Source organism: Furfurilactobacillus milii (assembly GCF_009864005.1).
Classification (GTDB): Bacteria; Bacillota; Bacilli; order Lactobacillales; family Lactobacillaceae; genus Furfurilactobacillus; species Furfurilactobacillus rossiae_B.
In genome coordinates, this window is the sequence record NZ_WEZQ01000005.1 from 295,384 (window position 1) to 310,143 (window position 14,760).

At 44.2% G+C, this 14,760-nt stretch carries 13 protein-coding genes and 1 pseudogene; 4 read left to right on the forward strand and 10 right to left on the reverse strand.

Annotated features, from left to right (window positions below):
* Positions 1-125: 125 nt before the first annotated feature.
* The gene (locus tag GB993_RS04190) at positions 126-806 is read left to right on the forward strand and encodes a YoaK family protein (protein ID WP_161003221.1); all 681 of its coding nucleotides are present in this window, start codon (positions 126-128) and stop codon (positions 804-806) included.
* A gap of 92 nt (positions 807-898) precedes the next feature.
* Here GB993_RS04190 and GB993_RS04195 read toward each other — a convergent pair whose 3' ends face one another.
* The gene (locus tag GB993_RS04195) at positions 899-1,777 is read right to left on the reverse strand and encodes a DegV family protein (protein WP_161003222.1); all 879 of its coding nucleotides are present in this window, start codon (positions 1,775-1,777) and stop codon (positions 899-901) included.
* 163 nt (positions 1,778-1,940) lie between these two features.
* Positions 1,941-2,372, reverse strand: a complete 432-nt coding sequence (locus GB993_RS04200; RefSeq protein ID WP_161001326.1) for a MarR family winged helix-turn-helix transcriptional regulator — start codon at positions 2,370-2,372, stop codon at positions 1,941-1,943.
* 210 nt (positions 2,373-2,582) lie between these two features.
* On the opposite strand from GB993_RS04200, the gene GB993_RS04205 reads away from it, so the two are divergent.
* Positions 2,583-4,289 (forward strand): NFACT RNA binding domain-containing protein, encoded by a 1,707-nt coding sequence (locus tag GB993_RS04205; RefSeq protein WP_161003223.1) that lies wholly within the window; start codon positions 2,583-2,585, stop codon positions 4,287-4,289.
* A gap of 95 nt (positions 4,290-4,384) precedes the next feature.
* On the opposite strand, the gene GB993_RS04210 is transcribed toward GB993_RS04205, so the two are convergent.
* The 7 genes and pseudogenes from GB993_RS04210 to GB993_RS04240 form a co-directional block, all read right to left on the reverse strand.
* Positions 4,385-6,973: an ATP-binding protein gene (locus GB993_RS04210; RefSeq protein WP_161003224.1), complete on the reverse strand. Its 2,589-nt coding sequence runs from the start codon at positions 6,971-6,973 to the stop codon at positions 4,385-4,387.
* A complete protein-coding gene (locus tag GB993_RS04215) occupies positions 6,973-8,052 on the reverse strand; it encodes a carbamoyl phosphate synthase small subunit (RefSeq protein ID WP_161003225.1) in 1,080 nt (359 codons plus the stop codon). The genes GB993_RS04210 and GB993_RS04215 overlap by 1 nt, the downstream gene beginning before the upstream one ends.
* Before the next feature lie 33 nt (positions 8,053-8,085).
* Positions 8,086-8,622, reverse strand: a complete 537-nt coding sequence (gene pyrR, locus GB993_RS04220) for a bifunctional pyr operon transcriptional regulator/uracil phosphoribosyltransferase PyrR (protein ID WP_017261838.1) — start codon at positions 8,620-8,622, stop codon at positions 8,086-8,088.
* A 15-nt stretch (positions 8,623-8,637) separates the two neighbouring features.
* On the reverse strand, positions 8,638-9,564 hold the full coding sequence (locus GB993_RS04225) for an RluA family pseudouridine synthase (protein WP_161003389.1): 927 nt from the start codon (positions 9,562-9,564) through the stop codon (positions 8,638-8,640).
* Between the two features lie 193 nt (positions 9,565-9,757).
* A pseudogene (lspA, locus tag GB993_RS04230) lies at positions 9,758-10,204 on the reverse strand (signal peptidase II); the annotation flags it as partial.
* Positions 10,205-10,252: 48 nt separating this feature from the next.
* Entirely contained in the window at positions 10,253-11,917 is a 1,665-nt protein-coding gene (locus GB993_RS04235; RefSeq protein WP_161003226.1) for a formate--tetrahydrofolate ligase, read from the reverse strand.
* Positions 11,918-11,980: 63 nt separating this feature from the next.
* The gene (locus GB993_RS04240) at positions 11,981-12,361 is read right to left on the reverse strand and encodes an EbsA family protein (RefSeq protein WP_161003227.1); all 381 of its coding nucleotides are present in this window, start codon (positions 12,359-12,361) and stop codon (positions 11,981-11,983) included.
* Positions 12,362-12,419: 58 nt separating this feature from the next.
* On the opposite strand from GB993_RS04240, the gene GB993_RS04245 reads away from it, so the two are divergent.
* Positions 12,420-12,827 carry a ribonuclease HI family protein gene (locus GB993_RS04245; protein ID WP_347877343.1) on the forward strand — a complete coding sequence of 136 codons (408 nt, stop codon included), beginning with the start codon at positions 12,420-12,422 and terminating at the stop codon, positions 12,825-12,827.
* 329 nt (positions 12,828-13,156) lie between these two features.
* Complete coding sequence (locus tag GB993_RS04250) at positions 13,157-13,435, forward strand: hypothetical protein (RefSeq protein ID WP_161003228.1); 279 nt, start codon at positions 13,157-13,159, stop codon at positions 13,433-13,435.
* Between the two features lie 114 nt (positions 13,436-13,549).
* On the opposite strand, the gene GB993_RS04255 is transcribed toward GB993_RS04250, so the two are convergent.
* Entirely contained in the window at positions 13,550-14,695 is a 1,146-nt protein-coding gene (locus GB993_RS04255; protein ID WP_161003229.1) for a THUMP domain-containing class I SAM-dependent RNA methyltransferase, read from the reverse strand.
* Positions 14,696-14,760 lie beyond the last annotated feature (65 nt).

Consider the following 14,760-nt stretch of genomic DNA (forward strand, 5'->3'; position numbering starts at 1 on the left):
ATTCGTTTAAGAAAAAGAATGCGCAGTTACAGTCGTTATCAGCACACAGTAAATAATTGTCGTAAAATTAAAGATAGTATGTAAATCTGATGAAATGCAATCAACTATGAAAGTTGGTGATTCTTATGCAAAGAGCTACGGTAATTAGCGATCACACATTTATCATGAAAGTCAGAACTGCGATTCTGCTTGCCTTTATTGGTGGGATGGTCGATGCCGATTCTTTTTGGTTTCACGGCGGTGTTTTTGCGAGTCTGCAGTCTGGTAACCTGGTCCTTCTTGGGATTAACATCGCTCGCGGACATTGGACTGCTGTTTGGCAACGGTTGATTCCATTGCTGATTTTCTTCTTGGCTGTTGGTGTTACCCGGATCGTTCAGCAAACTATTTCAGTTCAGTCACTTCGCCAATGGATACGGATAACCATTGCTGTCGAAACGCTGTTAATTATCCTATCGGCTACGCTTAACTTCCTACCTAATATCGTCATTACGTCGGGACTCTCGGCTTTATCCGGGATTCAACTGCAATCCTTTCGCAATATTGACGATGTGACATTTAATTCGACGATGATGACGGGCAATATTCGTGCTTGTGCGGCCTTTTTGTTTGGTGGCCTCTGGCAACATGATTGGGTAATGGTTAATCAAGGGCTAAAACTACTCGGTATTTTCTCCGGCTTTTGTATTGGCGCCGTGACGCTTGTTTTTCTAAGTGATCAATTCGGGCAATTATCGTTGTTGCTAGCGGTAATCATTCTGATCATTATTTTAGTGGACCTATTGTCCACACATCTCACTGATTAAACTGCAAAATAAAAAGCCATTTTCATGTTTGCACTGTCATCAGACAGTACCGTTGTGAAAATGGCATTTTAAATTAACAATCAAAATTTTAGTTAATCTTTATAAGCGCGTTTGTAATCAATAACCCAAGCTAGGGCAAGCGCTTTTTCACCTAAATGAGCACCGATAACTGGCCCAAAATAACTTAGCTCAAACGGCATTTCAGGAAATTGCTTGGCTAGTTTGTCCCGCCACGTTTGCGCGGCAACTGGATCGTTGCCATGGATGACGATGCCTCGTAGCGGATAGTCAACCTTTTGCTGTGCTTCAGTAAACAATGTTTCCACTCTTGCCAACGCCTTTTTAGTGGAACGCACTTTTTCGAAAGCGACAATTTCATGTGTGTCGTCATCAAATGTCAGTAGTGGTTTGATTTTTAACACAGACCCAATGAAAGCTGAGGCGTTGGACAACCGGCCGCCACGCACCAAGTTCTGTAAATCGTCAACCACAAAGTATTCACCCATCGTGGCGCGCATTTCTTCCAGCCGAGCAATAATTTCATCAGCATCAGCACCATTCTTAACCATGTGCGCGGCTTCCAGAACCAAATAGCCCATCAACCTAACCGTAATTTGCGAGTCAAACGGAATTACTTTGATTCGATCACTAACTTCACTAGCGACGCCTTGCAACGAATTAACAAAGCCAGAGATGGTAGATGCTAAGTGAATGCTAATTACGGTGTCATAACCCTCATCAGCCAAGTGGTTATATAAATCAATCATCTCACCTAATGGTGGTTGCGACGTACTGGGAAACGATTTTGATTCACGCAGTAACTGGTAGAATCCTTCCGTACTAATGTCGACACCCTCGTCAAAGGTCTTGCCGTCCACAACAAACGAAATCGGAACTACGTGGATATTATTTTCATCAACTTCAGTTTGCGACAGGTAACAGGTACTGTCTGTAACCACGGCAATCTTCATAAGCTCTCGTTAGCCTTCTTTTTTCCAAAATGTATTTTTCAATTCTAACACACATCAAAAAAAGCGACTACCACTCATCGACAAAATGACGGTATCGCTTCTATATGAACATAAATAATAGTGCCTCAATAATAAAGGTCTCTTTATAAACAGTAACTATACGCTAGTTAACGCCGTTTTTATTTGTTCGGGATAAGCTCGTTTCTAACCGATTTAACAAAATCTGTAGCAAGTTTTTTTCTTCATCTGTCCACTTATCAAATACCGTAGCTGTGAGCTGTTCGTACCCTTGGTTGATATCAGTCAATGCCTGTTGGCCCTGTTCCGTGACGTGATAAATGAGCTGCCGGTGGTCACGGCCAGTTGCTTCTTTGTCGATCATGGCCTTAGTACCGAGACTCTTGAGCTGACGACTCAATGTAGATGTGTCAAGCGTAGTGGCAGCTGACAACTGTTCTTGCGTTGTGTGACCGTCTGCCAAATTCATCAACAATTGCCATTCTGCGATGGTTAACTGATATTGTTTAGTTAATGCTAATAATTGTGCTCGATGAATTTTTTCACTGTCTCGTAAGGCTTCTAAACTCTGTTTCATATGTATGTACCTGCATTCGTTAATATTTTCTTAACCTGTATTGTATTGTACAATATCAAACTTGCACTTTACAAGTACCATTATTCAATTCTTTATTTTGCCTTGTAAATTAGAGACGTCTATAATAATAAAGACTGTTCTGTAGTTTGCTTGATCAAAAGTGGACTAACATTTATCACACAATCAATTTTATTAAGGAGGTGCTTTGAAATGTCCTTTGATGGCGCTTTTACGCATGCAATGGTTACCGAGTTGCAACAAACCTTAACTGGTGGTCGAGTTGCTAAAATATCACAACCCTATCCTAACGAAGTGGTTTTGACCATTCGCAACAATAGCCAAAACTACCCTTTGCTACTGTCAGCTCATCCAACCTATGCTCGTTTGCAGATCACCCGCATTCCGTACGCCAATCCTGCAACGCCAAGTAACTTCACCATGATGTTACGGAAATACTTGGATGGTTCAATTCTCAATAGTTTGGAACAAGTTGAAAATGACCGGATCGTCCGTTTGGCATTTAACACCCGCAACGAATTAGGTGACCAGGAGACAATTGCCCTCACCATTGAAATGATGGGCCGGCACAGTAACGTTTTTCTAATTGAACAAAGTGATAACCGCATTCTTGATCTTATTAAGCACGTTAATCCTGACCAAAACCGGGTTCGCTCATTGCTGCCTGGCGCTACTTACATTGCGCCGCCAAAACAAGACGACGTCAATCCGTTTACGACTAGTGCCAACGTTAACGATCTAGTTCGTGATTATCCTAATGAAGACGTTTTGGCTAAGCAGCTGCAGCAAACCTTTCAAGGATTGGCCCGCGATACAGCATTAGGGTTAGCTGGTGCATTACATGCCACTAACGGTAGTGTAGAAGAACGTTTCACCCATTTCTTTGCGCAATTCAATCAACCGGTACCGACATTAAATCGGCTAAAAAATGGTAAAACAAGTTTTAGTGCGTTTGCGATGCCAACACCCAACCTTGACGATACCCAAACATTTGCGACCCTCAGCGAACTGTTAGACTTTTTCTATCAGGATCGGGCCGAACGTGAACGTGTTAATGAGCAGGCTGGTAACCTGATTCACATTGTTCGTAACGAACTTAAGAAAAACCGTAGCAAGTTAAAAAAATTGCAGCAAACCATGGCTGAAACCAATCAGGCCGACAGCTTTCGAATCAAAGGTGAATTGCTGACGACTTACCTCAATCAGGTCAAACGTGGGATGACTGAAATCACCTTGCCTAATTTTTACGATGATGAAAAACCATTAAAAATTAGCCTGTCAAATCAAATTGGACCATCTCAGAACGCACAGAAATATTTCAATCGTTACCAAAAGTTGAAAAACGCGGTTGCTTATGTGACGGAACAAATTCGCCTCACCCAAACCGAAATTGATTACTTGAGCAACATCCAGGCCCAAATTGAGCTTGCCAGTCCGAAAGATATCAATGAAATTCGTTTGGAATTACAGCAACAAGGTTATATTCGAGTTCATCGTAAACGCGGCAGTAAGAAGCCACGTTTACAGATTAGTCAACCAGAAAAGTTCCATGCTAGTGATGGAACTTTGATTTCCGTTGGTAAAAATAATCTACAAAATGATAAACTTACCCTCCACACAGCTAAAAAGACGGATATTTGGTTGCATGTGAAAAACATGCCCGGTTCGCACGTTATTATCCATAGTGCTGACCCGTCGGACGAGACGATCGATGAAGCAGCCAACTTAGCTGCTTACTTCTCTAAAGCCCGTGATTCTGCCAGTGTGCCGGTTGACTATGTTCAAGTTAAGCGTGTCCACAAGCCCAATGGTGCTAAACCTGGTTTCGTCATTTATGAAGGTCAGCAAACAGCCTATGCTACACCAGATGCTGAGCTAGTCAAAAGACTCCGCGGTTAAGCCAGTAACGCTATGCAGCTAACGTAAATAAAAGAGGATTCGCGCAAAATTATGCGAATCCTCTTTTTGTCTCGCCGTAAATCAACTAGCGATTGTTAGTTGATGATTTTAAACTCGTACGGAAACTTCACATTAATCTTGGCACCTAATTTGAACTGGGCGCCGGCCAACGGTAAATTGGCACGCCAACGCGTATCAAGATTAACAGGAATATCGACCATTTCGACATCCCCACGCGTGGCAGTGATAAATGGTCCCTGACTGAAATCGCGTCGATCAGCGGCCGTCGTTTTGTCTAACAAGGCGCGGACCAGCATGCGAATCCAGTTAATGCCTGTGCCCTTGTTCAACAAGCCAAACTCTGGGAATGGTAGGGCAGTGGTGACCATTCTTGAATGACCACTGAACGCAGAGAACAAGGTATTATAAAAACCGCTTTGTCGCATAGAACCAGGTTCCGCATCAATCCCTGGCACGCCTTGGTTGTCAACGACCAGTCGATGCGTTGGTGCATGATAAGCCGTTTGGGCAATTTCAACTGGGTCAGCGACGCCAATTTTATTAGTATGGTAAACAACTCTGGTTAAGAATTGGTCGCCATCTTGAGCTGCCTTGCTGGCCTTGTCCTTGTTAATAACAATGACGTTAATGTGGCGCAATCGCAATGCACCAATCAGCTTCAGCCGATTGCCGGGCACAAACACCCAGCGTGGATGTTCCAAGTCAATAATGCCTAAAATATCCGAAATTTCCTGAGGCTCCAAGTACTGTTTATCGGTCAATTGTGGAATTAAGCTGATTGCGTTGGGGTTATTATTGACAACTACCGTTTTGATACCTTGCTGATGCAACTCACTAATCACAGTGCTCATCACGTATTCGCCGGCAGCCCCGTCACCGAGCCGAAAAGCACCAGTTGTGACCACCAACGCAGTATTGTCAGCTAGCGGTCGGCTTTCATTTTCCAGTTCGTACGTTGAATAAAATGTTGGCACTACTTCTGAAAACTCACCGGCAGTCGGTTCAACGGTCTTATAAGTTGGGATAATGCCAGCGGTGTGTGCCTGGTTCATAACGGCATCGGCATTTGTCTGCCATAGCTGAGCAATAAGCCCATCACTAAAACCATAATACTTTGCTCGTTGCAACCATTCTTCAGATCCTGAGTGGGCCGCAATATCAACTTCCAGATTATAAATGTTGCGTAATTTGTGAAAATAAAACTCATCGATTTGCGTCAGCTCAGCTAATTCATCAGATTGGTAGCCGCGACGAATTGCTTCTAGCAACAGCATCATACGGTTATCATGGGGGTGAATTAATTGCTGAATCAGATCGTTGTCTGATAATTTTGATAATGCATCAAAAGCGAAATCGCGATTGTGATAGTGAGCCGCCCGCATCGCCTTTAACATCGCCTCTTCCAGTGAACGACCAATGCCAAGCGTAGCACCCACCGATTTCTGAACAGTTGTGAGCTGACGGTCCACTTTCACCCCACGTCGTTCTGCCTCATCAAAAGCAAAGATTGGAAAACGGACAACAACGTGGTCTAATACGGGTTCAATTAACGCCGTCCGTTTCGCAAAACGACTCGACAACCGAACCTCAGGCAAAGAGATGCCCGTCATGACATTAGCTGCTACCAGTGCAATCGGATAGCCACTAGCACGCGACAGCATGGCTGAAACGCGATCATAATAAGGATTTACTTTCATGATAAAGTAATTGTCCAATACCGGATCCAACGCAAACTGAACGTGCATCACACCGACGATATGCAATCGCCGAGCTACGTGGAACGCTGCCTGACGCAACTTTTGATACTCACGATCCGTTAAAGTTTGAATTGGGGTCACTTCAATTGAATCGGCTGCATGAATACCAACCGGATCCATATCTTCCATCGCACCCAGTAAAAGCTCAGTTCCGCGTGCATCACGAAGGACCTCGAAAGACACTTCTTTCAGACCGACGATACTCTGATCCACAATCACTTGACGTGTGCGTGAGCGTTCAAAAGCGGCTGATAGAGCAACATCCAATTGGTCCGCATTTTCGGCCAGTACACGATCACCCTCACCACGCGGCGCCACCGACTTAACAATCACTGGGAATCCGACCTGACGAGCAATATCGAACGCATCGGATGTTGTACTAGCTACTTGCGACGTAATCACGGGTTCGCCTAAATCACGAAGCGTCTGATTCATTAACGCAGGATTATTGATTAAGCGAACTGTCGTCAACGGCATCCCCAAAACATTAATGTGCTTGTCATCCAAATAATCGTGGGCAATCAATTCCTCAACAGTTCTCATGGCAGTGAGTCCGCCAACCGTTGGCACGATGCTGGTAATATGTTCACTTTCAATTACCTGGCGCACCGTAGCAACGTCAGATGGATCTCCCATAATCACTGTCGCACCGCATGCATTTTCCATTGAAAACGAAAACGGATTGTTGTTTAAATAAACTGTATCGTAGTTGTGTTTATGAAGTACACTCAACGTTTGATAGGTCGCAGCATCTAACTCCGTTTCGTGACCAAAATCGTTCGGACCGTCACCAATCACTAACAGGCGCTGGTGAACAGATGCCGTTTTTTCTGCTGAGTGCTCGGCTTGATTAAATGCCGCAAGCTGAGCAGTCGTTTGTGCACCCTGACTTGTTTCTTCTGCCATTAATGCTGTTCACCTCTAATTCCTGTGAGCTCGATGAAGTCGTCAAACACTTGGGTTGCTTCCCACGGACCCGGCGCAGCATCCGGAAAGAATTGAACCGAAAATGCTGGATAATCACGGTGGCGTAACCCTTGGATTGAACCATCGATCAAGTCAATATGCGTAATCAAAAGCTGATCACGATTGATACTATCACGCTCAACGCCATATTCTTCGGCCTGTGCCGCATACATAATCTGATTAGTAATGATTTCACGGATGGGATGATTCATTCCCTGATGAGCAACTGGCAGGCGTTGAATCGTTGCACCATTAGCTAGCGCGAATAGTTCGTGACCTAACCCGATTCCTAATAACGGCACGCGCGTTTCCAGCGTTTTAATGGTCGTTAAAATGTCCTTACCTAGATCACGCGGATCCCCAGGTCCACTCGACAAGATAATGCCATCCGGATCGAGGTTAAGAATATCATCAGCAGTCGTCGTGTATGGCACCACAGTTACATTTGCATCACGAACCGCCAGTTCCCTTAAAATACCGCTTTTTAGACCAAAATCCATGACCACAATGTTATGACCCATGCCGGGGTTGGCATATGGGCGTGGTGTGGCCACCTGTGAAACTTGCTGATTTGTCAGCACGATGGCATTAAGTTGGTCAAACGCGTGCTCATCAGCAACGTCAACGATGCTGGCGTTAAGACCATTATGGGTTCTCAGCTTACGGACTAATTGCCGTGTGTCAATGCCTGCAATCCCCGGAATGTTATGGACACGTAGAAATTGATCCAAACTTAAAGATCGCTGTCGATTGGTGGACACTTCTGCCACTTCGCGCACCACGACCCCTTTAGCAGTTGGCAAAATTGATTCATAACTTTCATGATTAACGCCCACAGCGCCAATGGTTGGTGTGGTAAAGACAATTATTTGATTGTGATAAATCGGATCAGTAATAATTTCTTGATACCCGGTGACACTCGTATTAAAAACGATGGTGCCGCTTGTAGTTGCCGGCGATCCAAACGCTTGACCTTTATAGGCCGTGCCATCTGAAAGAATTAAATAGCGTTCTGTCATCTGCACGTTCCTTTCTATCTGGTACCTTGTCTGTTAATCTTTGCCGGTGATGATTTCAACGCTATCCTTACCATCAACTTCGTTCACTGAGACTTGGATTCGTTCATTTTGGGCCGTTGGAATATTCTTACCAACAAAGTCAGCCCGAATTGGCAATTCACGGTGACCACGATCAACCAACACTGCTAAGTTAATACTGTTGGGCCGGCCTAAATCCATAATGGCATCCATGGCGGCACGAATGGTCCGACCAGTAAACAAAACATCATCGACCAATACCACTTTTTTATCCGTTACAGACGTATTGAGATTACTGATAGCGGCCTTAGTTGTTGGTTCTGAATTCGCAATGTCGTCACGATATCCGCTAACATCCAATTGGCCAACAGGAACAACTGTATCTTCCAGCTGATGTAAACGTGATGCAATTCTGTCAGCTAAATAGACCCCGCGTGTTTTAACACCGATCAAAACTAAATTTCCAATCCCACGATTACGTTCAATAATTTCGTAGGTGATTCGAGTCAACGCCCGTTGCATCGCCATTGCATCGACAACTTCTTTTGCCATTTTGAGTTACCCCTTTTATTTATTTTCTTGTGCGTCCAGCTGTTTCAACATCGTGTTAAACCATGCTGGTAACGGAATTTCAAACCGCATTGTTTTACCAGTACGAGGATGAACGAATCCCAAAGTTTGTGCCGTTAAGTACTGACCATTACCTGGCAGTGTCTTTTTAGGCCCGTATAACGGGTCACCAGCTAGTGGATGCCCAATATAGGCCATGTGGACACGAATCTGATGTGTCCGGCCGGTTTCTAGTCGGCAACTAATCAGCGTGTACTGTTGATATCGTTTGATTACATGAAAATGTGTCACGGCATGACGGCCATCTTTAACAATCGCCATTTTTTTGCGGTCCTTCGGAGAACGGCCAATCGGTGCGTCAACGGTACCATCATCTTCGCTAATAACGCCATGGACGAGTGCAATGTACTGGCGCTCGTTTGTTTTAGCCTTGAGTTGTGCAGACAGACTCTGATGGGCCAAATCATTCTTGGCAACCATTAATAAGCCAGACGTATCCTTGTCAATTCGGTGAACAATCCCTGGACGCAAACTGCCATTGATCGTTGACAACGGACTATGCGCTAACAACGCATTGACCAATGTATGATCCGGGTGCCCAGGTGCAGGATGAACCACCATTCCTTGCGGTTTATTAACGACAATAACATCGTCATCTTCATACACAATGTCTAAGGGAATAGCTTCAGGAACCAAGGCAATTGGCGTCGGCGTTTTGGGCACAAACGTTACTTTGTCACCAGCGGCCAGCTCATCACGTTTTTTAACGTCTTGACCATTAACCGTTACCCGGTGATCAACGATGGCACTTTGTGCTTGGGATCGTGTGATGCCAGCTAACTGACTTAAAACCTTGTCCAAACGACCGATTTGCGTCGTGATGATAAAGGTTTGCGTGGCTGGTGTAGTAACTTGAGCTGGCATGCTGTCATATTCTTGGCGATGCGCTTTCGCATCAGTTGCTGATGTGCTGGTTGTTTCGTTTCTATTCATAGTTGTGTCAATTAATCCTTAATTATTTTGCTGCGTGTCGGGGACCACTGTGTTTAATTGGTCGATTATCTTTTTTAGGGGTCTTAGCCTTCTGTTTGGAACTTGCTTGACTGTGTCCTGTTGTATTGTCATCACGGTCAAAAATCACCGCAACAATCAACAAAATCACGCCAACCGTGAGACACCAATCTGCAAAATTACTGATTGGAAAACTCTTCATGAAGTCCAGTTGAAACATGTCGACGACATAGCCCAAACGAATACGATCAATAAAGTTTCCGAGTGTTCCAGCCATCATAAAACTGATGCCCCACATGTATAATCGCTGGGCGCGTAACCGCCACATCGCATAAGCCAAGACGATAACCGCCACGATTGTAATCACAATAAAGATGTCAATGCGGCCCGTCAAAATCGACCATGCGGCACCATTATTTCTAAGGCTCGTTAATGATAACAGTCCCGGGATGAACGTATGCGTGCTACCTAAGGCTAGATTATTCGCAATATAGTACTTGATACCTTGATCAGCACCCACCAGCACAGCAATAAAAATCCAGTAATATATCATTGGCGTAACGTGGCTCGTGGCCACAACTCCTTTTCATCAAGCTGATTATTAGAAAATTCCAGAGATCTTGCCATCATCTGTAATTGCCATATCTAAAGCGGCAGGATGTTTCGGCAGACCAGGCATCGTTAAAATGGAACCAGTTAACGCCACCATGAACCCAGCACCTAAACGAGGCTCAAATGCCCGAATATGAATGTCAAAGTCCTTCGGGGCACCGAGCTGCTTTGGCCGATCTGTTAGTGAATACTGCGTTTTTGCCATGCAAACAGGTAGCTTATCCCAGCCACGTTTTGCATACCGGCGTAATTGTGCCTTGGCATGCGGTTCCAAGACAACGCCACGGCCGCCATAAATGGTCGTCACAATTTTAGTTGCTTTAGTCACAATATCATCGTCAGCATCGTATAATGGCTTGAAGTCGGTCGGTTGTTGAGCGGCACGAACAACGGCATGAGCTAACTCAGTTGTCCCATCACCGCCATGTGCCCATTCATCAGCTTCCACAGCTTCTACATGGAACTGTTGACAGTAATCCTGGATCAACTTAATTTCTTCTGAAGTGTCTGATGTAAATGCATTAATAGCAACGACAACCGGAATTTGATAACGTTGCATACTTTCAATGTGTTTACCAAGGTTGGCAAGCCCTTTTTGTAATGCATCAAGGTTTGGTGTTGTTAAATCAGCAAGTGCTTGACCGCCATGCAACTTAAGCGCACGAACAGTGGCCACCAAAACAACTGCATCCGGTGTTTTACCTAGAACTGGTACTTTGATATCAAGAAACTTTTCGGCACCCAAATCAGCCCCAAAGCCAGCCTCTGTAACAGCATATTCACCTAATTGAAGGGCTGTTCGCGTTGCCAACACACTGTTACAACCATGAGCAATATTTGCAAATGGGCCACCGTGGATGATAGCTGGTGTGCCTTCCAAAGTTTGAACAAGATTTGGCTTGATTGCTTCCTTGAGGAGCAAGGCAATGGCGCCGCCAACCTGTAAGTCAGCGACGGTAACTGGTTGCCGATCGTAATTTTCAGCGACAACGATGCGGTTGATCCGTGCTTTTAAGTCGTGCAGATCAGTTGCCAAACATAAAATGGCCATCAGTTCACTGGCAACAGTAATATCAAAATGATCTTCCCGAGGCATACCCGAGGTTGGACCGCCCATGCCGATAACCGTATTCCTCAGCGCACGATCGTTAATGTCCAAGACACGGTGAAAACTGATCCGTCGTGGGTCAATATGCAGCTCGTTACCTTGTTGAATGTGATTGTCAATTAACGCAGCCAATGTGTTATTGGCAGTTGTTAAGGCATGAAAATCACCGTTAAAATGCAAATTAATATCTTCCATTGGCGCAACTTGTGCATAACCACCACCAGTGGCACCGCCTTTCATTCCCATCACGGGGCCTAAGGAAGGTTCGCGTAAAGCCAAAACGGCCCGCTTACCAATCTTACGTAAACCATCGCCAAGTCCAATTGTAACTGTCGTCTTACCCTCACCAGCCGGTGTTGGATTAATTGATGTAACCAACACCAACTTGCCAGATTGACGTTTGCCAGTTAACGGCAAATCAATTTTGCCTTTGTAACGACCAAATGGTTCAATTTCATCCTCTGTTAAGCCTGCCGTCTTGGCAATTTCACTAATTTTACGTAATTTAGTTTGTTGTGCAATCTCGATATCTTTTGGTTGTGTCATGAACAACTTCCTCTCCTCAGACCGTTTAGGGTGTCTGTTATAATAAATCTTATTAGGGTTGGTCTAGTCAGCACTAACAATGGTTTTAATCTTCGCCAATGAGTGTTTGGTTACGCGGAATCGATAATGTTTGCCGCCCAAAGAAAAACTCATGGTGCGACCACTAAGTGACAATTGTTCCAATTGATGAACATTGACGGTTAGTGCTCTGGGCGCCAGCATCCGACGAACAATCAGGTTTTGACCGGTAAAGACCAGTTGACGGCCTAAAAGTTCCCAAGCAAGCAATAAAATAAATAAGCAAGCGATGAAAATCGCCGGCCAGTTAAACCGCGCCATTTCATATTGAAAAATCACGCCACCACAAAAGAATATGGCGACCCATGACCAAATAATAACCGCAGTTAAACCGCTTGGCCGATAAAAAAAACGTTGTGTGTGCATCGACGTACGAAACCCCTTTCTTTCAAACACTTCTATTTTACCAAATTTAAGGACTAAGATGATGATCAAACTTTATACAGATGCGGCGAGCGTCGCAACTCATCCAAAAATAGCTCAAATTTCCAGCGGTGCGGGCATTCTTCTCGTTCAGAATGGTCACCAGTATCCCTTCAAACAAACAATCAGTGCTCTTGATAATCATGCCGCTGAATTTCAGGCTGCTATCCTTGGCTTTAAGGAGGCTCAAAAATTGAGTGAGCCGGAAGAAACGGTGATGTTTTTTACGGATAGTCGTTTGGTAGCAGATGCTGTCGGTAAAGGCGTTATGAAACATTACCCAGACCTAACGCAAAAGTTACTGACCCTCCAAGATTCGTTTTCATTAGTCATCACACAGTGGATTCCGGACCGTCAGAACATGGGTGCTCACAGGCTTGCATTACAAGCACTACATCAAGCGCATTAAGCGTATCATATCGAGAATTTATCAGAGCCAATTGACAACAATATTTAACGGATTTAAATATTTCGTCCAGTTTCTGTTATTCGTTTAATCACAAACGACTGCATGCATTACAGTTGCCACCTTTTGACTGGCATTGGTTAATACTTAACCCTGTTTGCGTGTGTTAATTACGATTGCTTGAAATTATAAGCTTTTGAGCATACATTAATAACAATCACATAAATGACGTGTTGATTGTAGACATTCAATCACGATACCTCGGCCAACTTTTTGTACAACGTTCGTTTGCCACTCAGCTAATTAAGCTGTTTTTTTGGGGGGATGTTGTTATGTTAAATGCAACGAAGCTTGAAGCAACCAAGTACTATCCGTCTAACCCACTGAAAAGATTCAGTTTCATCGCTAAATCAGCGTTGCTTGTAGCCTCAATTTTTGTTTATAACGAAACTGGACTAGGACTGCTAGCCATTGCTGGAATGGTATCTTTGAACGCTCATTTCATGACATTTGAGGACACTGCCGACAGAAACCCGCTGAATCTTGTCGATTTAGTTGTATCGGTTTTGCTTATTATTCTCACAACCATTTTAATGATTATTCGATCTTGATTAAGCTGTGGTTTGACTAGCTGAAATAAACGCAAAATATTCGAAAAAACCGACTGGAATTATTTTCCAATCGGTTTTTTGATATTCAGCTCCCATGTCTATTCATATAGACTTCTACTTATTATGATGCCAAATTGGTTTGCCCCAGTATTGGTACAAATCTGTCCGTAAAGCCCCATTATAAAGTTTACGTTTCTTAGTCGCTCGCTGACCGTACGCAGTCTCGAAATCTAAATCACTGGTCAAAATGTATTTACTCCACGTTGTCAGTGGTTTAAATGCCTTACCCATGCCTTTGTACAAGGCACGAACGGCCGTTTGATCGCTCAAACGTTCCCCGTATGGCGGGTTGGCAACTATAACACCGTTAATTTTATCGGTCGTCAATGCCGTTACATCTGCCACACTAAAATGGACATCTTGGCTCAAACCAGCTGCTTGAGCATTCTTTTTGGCAATGGCAACCATTTCAGGATCATTATCACTACCAGCAATGTCAAATTCGCTGTCATAATCGGCTGCGGCATCTGCTTCGTCCCGCACTGTGTCTGCCACTTCAGAAGAAACCCATGGCCAGCTTTCACAAATAAAGTGGCGGTTGTATCCAGGAGCAATGTTACGTGCAATAAGTGCTGCTTCAATTGGTAATGTTCCTGACCCACAAACAGGATCAAGAAATGGCATGTCAGCGGGGGTCCAATGCGTTAATAAAATTAATGCGGCTGCCATATTTTCTTTCAGTGGCGCGTCCCCTTTAGCTACCCGGTAACCACGTTTGAACAATGAATCTCCGGTTGTTTCCAACGTCAACATGACTTGATCTTTATTGATGGCCACTTCCAGTGGAAATTTAGCGCCCGTTTCTGGTAGTCGAGTTCGCCGGTGGTAAACGTCACTTAACTGAGTAACGATGGCTTTTTTTACAATTGCCTGAGCATCGGGAACACTATGCAGCTGTGAATTATGTGAACGCCCTTCCACTGGGAAATTAGCGTCCATTGGCAAAAGCTCATCCCAGGCCACAGCCTCAGTCTGGTCGAACAGTTCGGTAAATGTTAGCGCAGGAAATTCCTTAACCACAATTTTGATACGATCAGCTGTCCGTAACCATAAGTTGGTCCGTAATATATCTTTAACAGTGCCGTTAAAGCGGACACGGCCATTTTCAACCTGGGTTTCATACCCTAAATCTCTCAGTTCGCGACCAACCAAGGCCTCAATACCTGCGGCACAAGTCGCAATTAATTGAAATGTTTGCATCTTTACTCCTTACTATGTTGTGAGTGACTGTAATTGAGTCAGTTGATCCTTTGCAATTACTTATC

What these genes read in the sequence shown, in the direction of transcription:
- pyrR (WP_017261838.1), bottom strand. Translation starts at nt 8,622, where the DNA reads ATGGCAAAAGAAGTTGTCGATGCAATGGCGATGCAACGGGCGTTGACT.
- GB993_RS04225 (WP_161003389.1), bottom strand. Translation starts at nt 9,564, where the DNA reads ATGCCAGCTCAAGTTACTACACCAGCCACGCAAACCTTTATCATCACG.
- GB993_RS04215 (WP_161003225.1), bottom strand. Translation starts at nt 8,052, where the DNA reads ATGACAGAACGCTATTTAATTCTTTCAGATGGCACGGCCTATAAAGGT.
- GB993_RS04235 (WP_161003226.1), bottom strand. Translation starts at nt 11,917, where the DNA reads ATGACACAACCAAAAGATATCGAGATTGCACAACAAACTAAATTACGT.
- GB993_RS04210 (WP_161003224.1), bottom strand. Translation starts at nt 6,973, where the DNA reads ATGGCAGAAGAAACAAGTCAGGGTGCACAAACGACTGCTCAGCTTGCG.
- GB993_RS04200 (WP_161001326.1), bottom strand. Translation starts at nt 2,372, where the DNA reads ATGAAACAGAGTTTAGAAGCCTTACGAGACAGTGAAAAAATTCATCGA.
- GB993_RS04255 (WP_161003229.1), bottom strand. Translation starts at nt 14,695, where the DNA reads ATGCAAACATTTCAATTAATTGCGACTTGTGCCGCAGGTATTGAGGCC.
- GB993_RS04250 (WP_161003228.1), top strand. Translation starts at nt 13,157, where the DNA reads ATGTTAAATGCAACGAAGCTTGAAGCAACCAAGTACTATCCGTCTAAC.
- GB993_RS04245 (WP_347877343.1), top strand. Translation starts at nt 12,420, where the DNA reads ATGATGATCAAACTTTATACAGATGCGGCGAGCGTCGCAACTCATCCA.
- GB993_RS04190 (WP_161003221.1), top strand. Translation starts at nt 126, where the DNA reads ATGCAAAGAGCTACGGTAATTAGCGATCACACATTTATCATGAAAGTC.
- GB993_RS04240 (WP_161003227.1), bottom strand. Translation starts at nt 12,361, where the DNA reads ATGCACACACAACGTTTTTTTTATCGGCCAAGCGGTTTAACTGCGGTT.
- GB993_RS04205 (WP_161003223.1), top strand. Translation starts at nt 2,583, where the DNA reads ATGTCCTTTGATGGCGCTTTTACGCATGCAATGGTTACCGAGTTGCAA.
- GB993_RS04195 (WP_161003222.1), bottom strand. Translation starts at nt 1,777, where the DNA reads ATGAAGATTGCCGTGGTTACAGACAGTACCTGTTACCTGTCGCAAACT.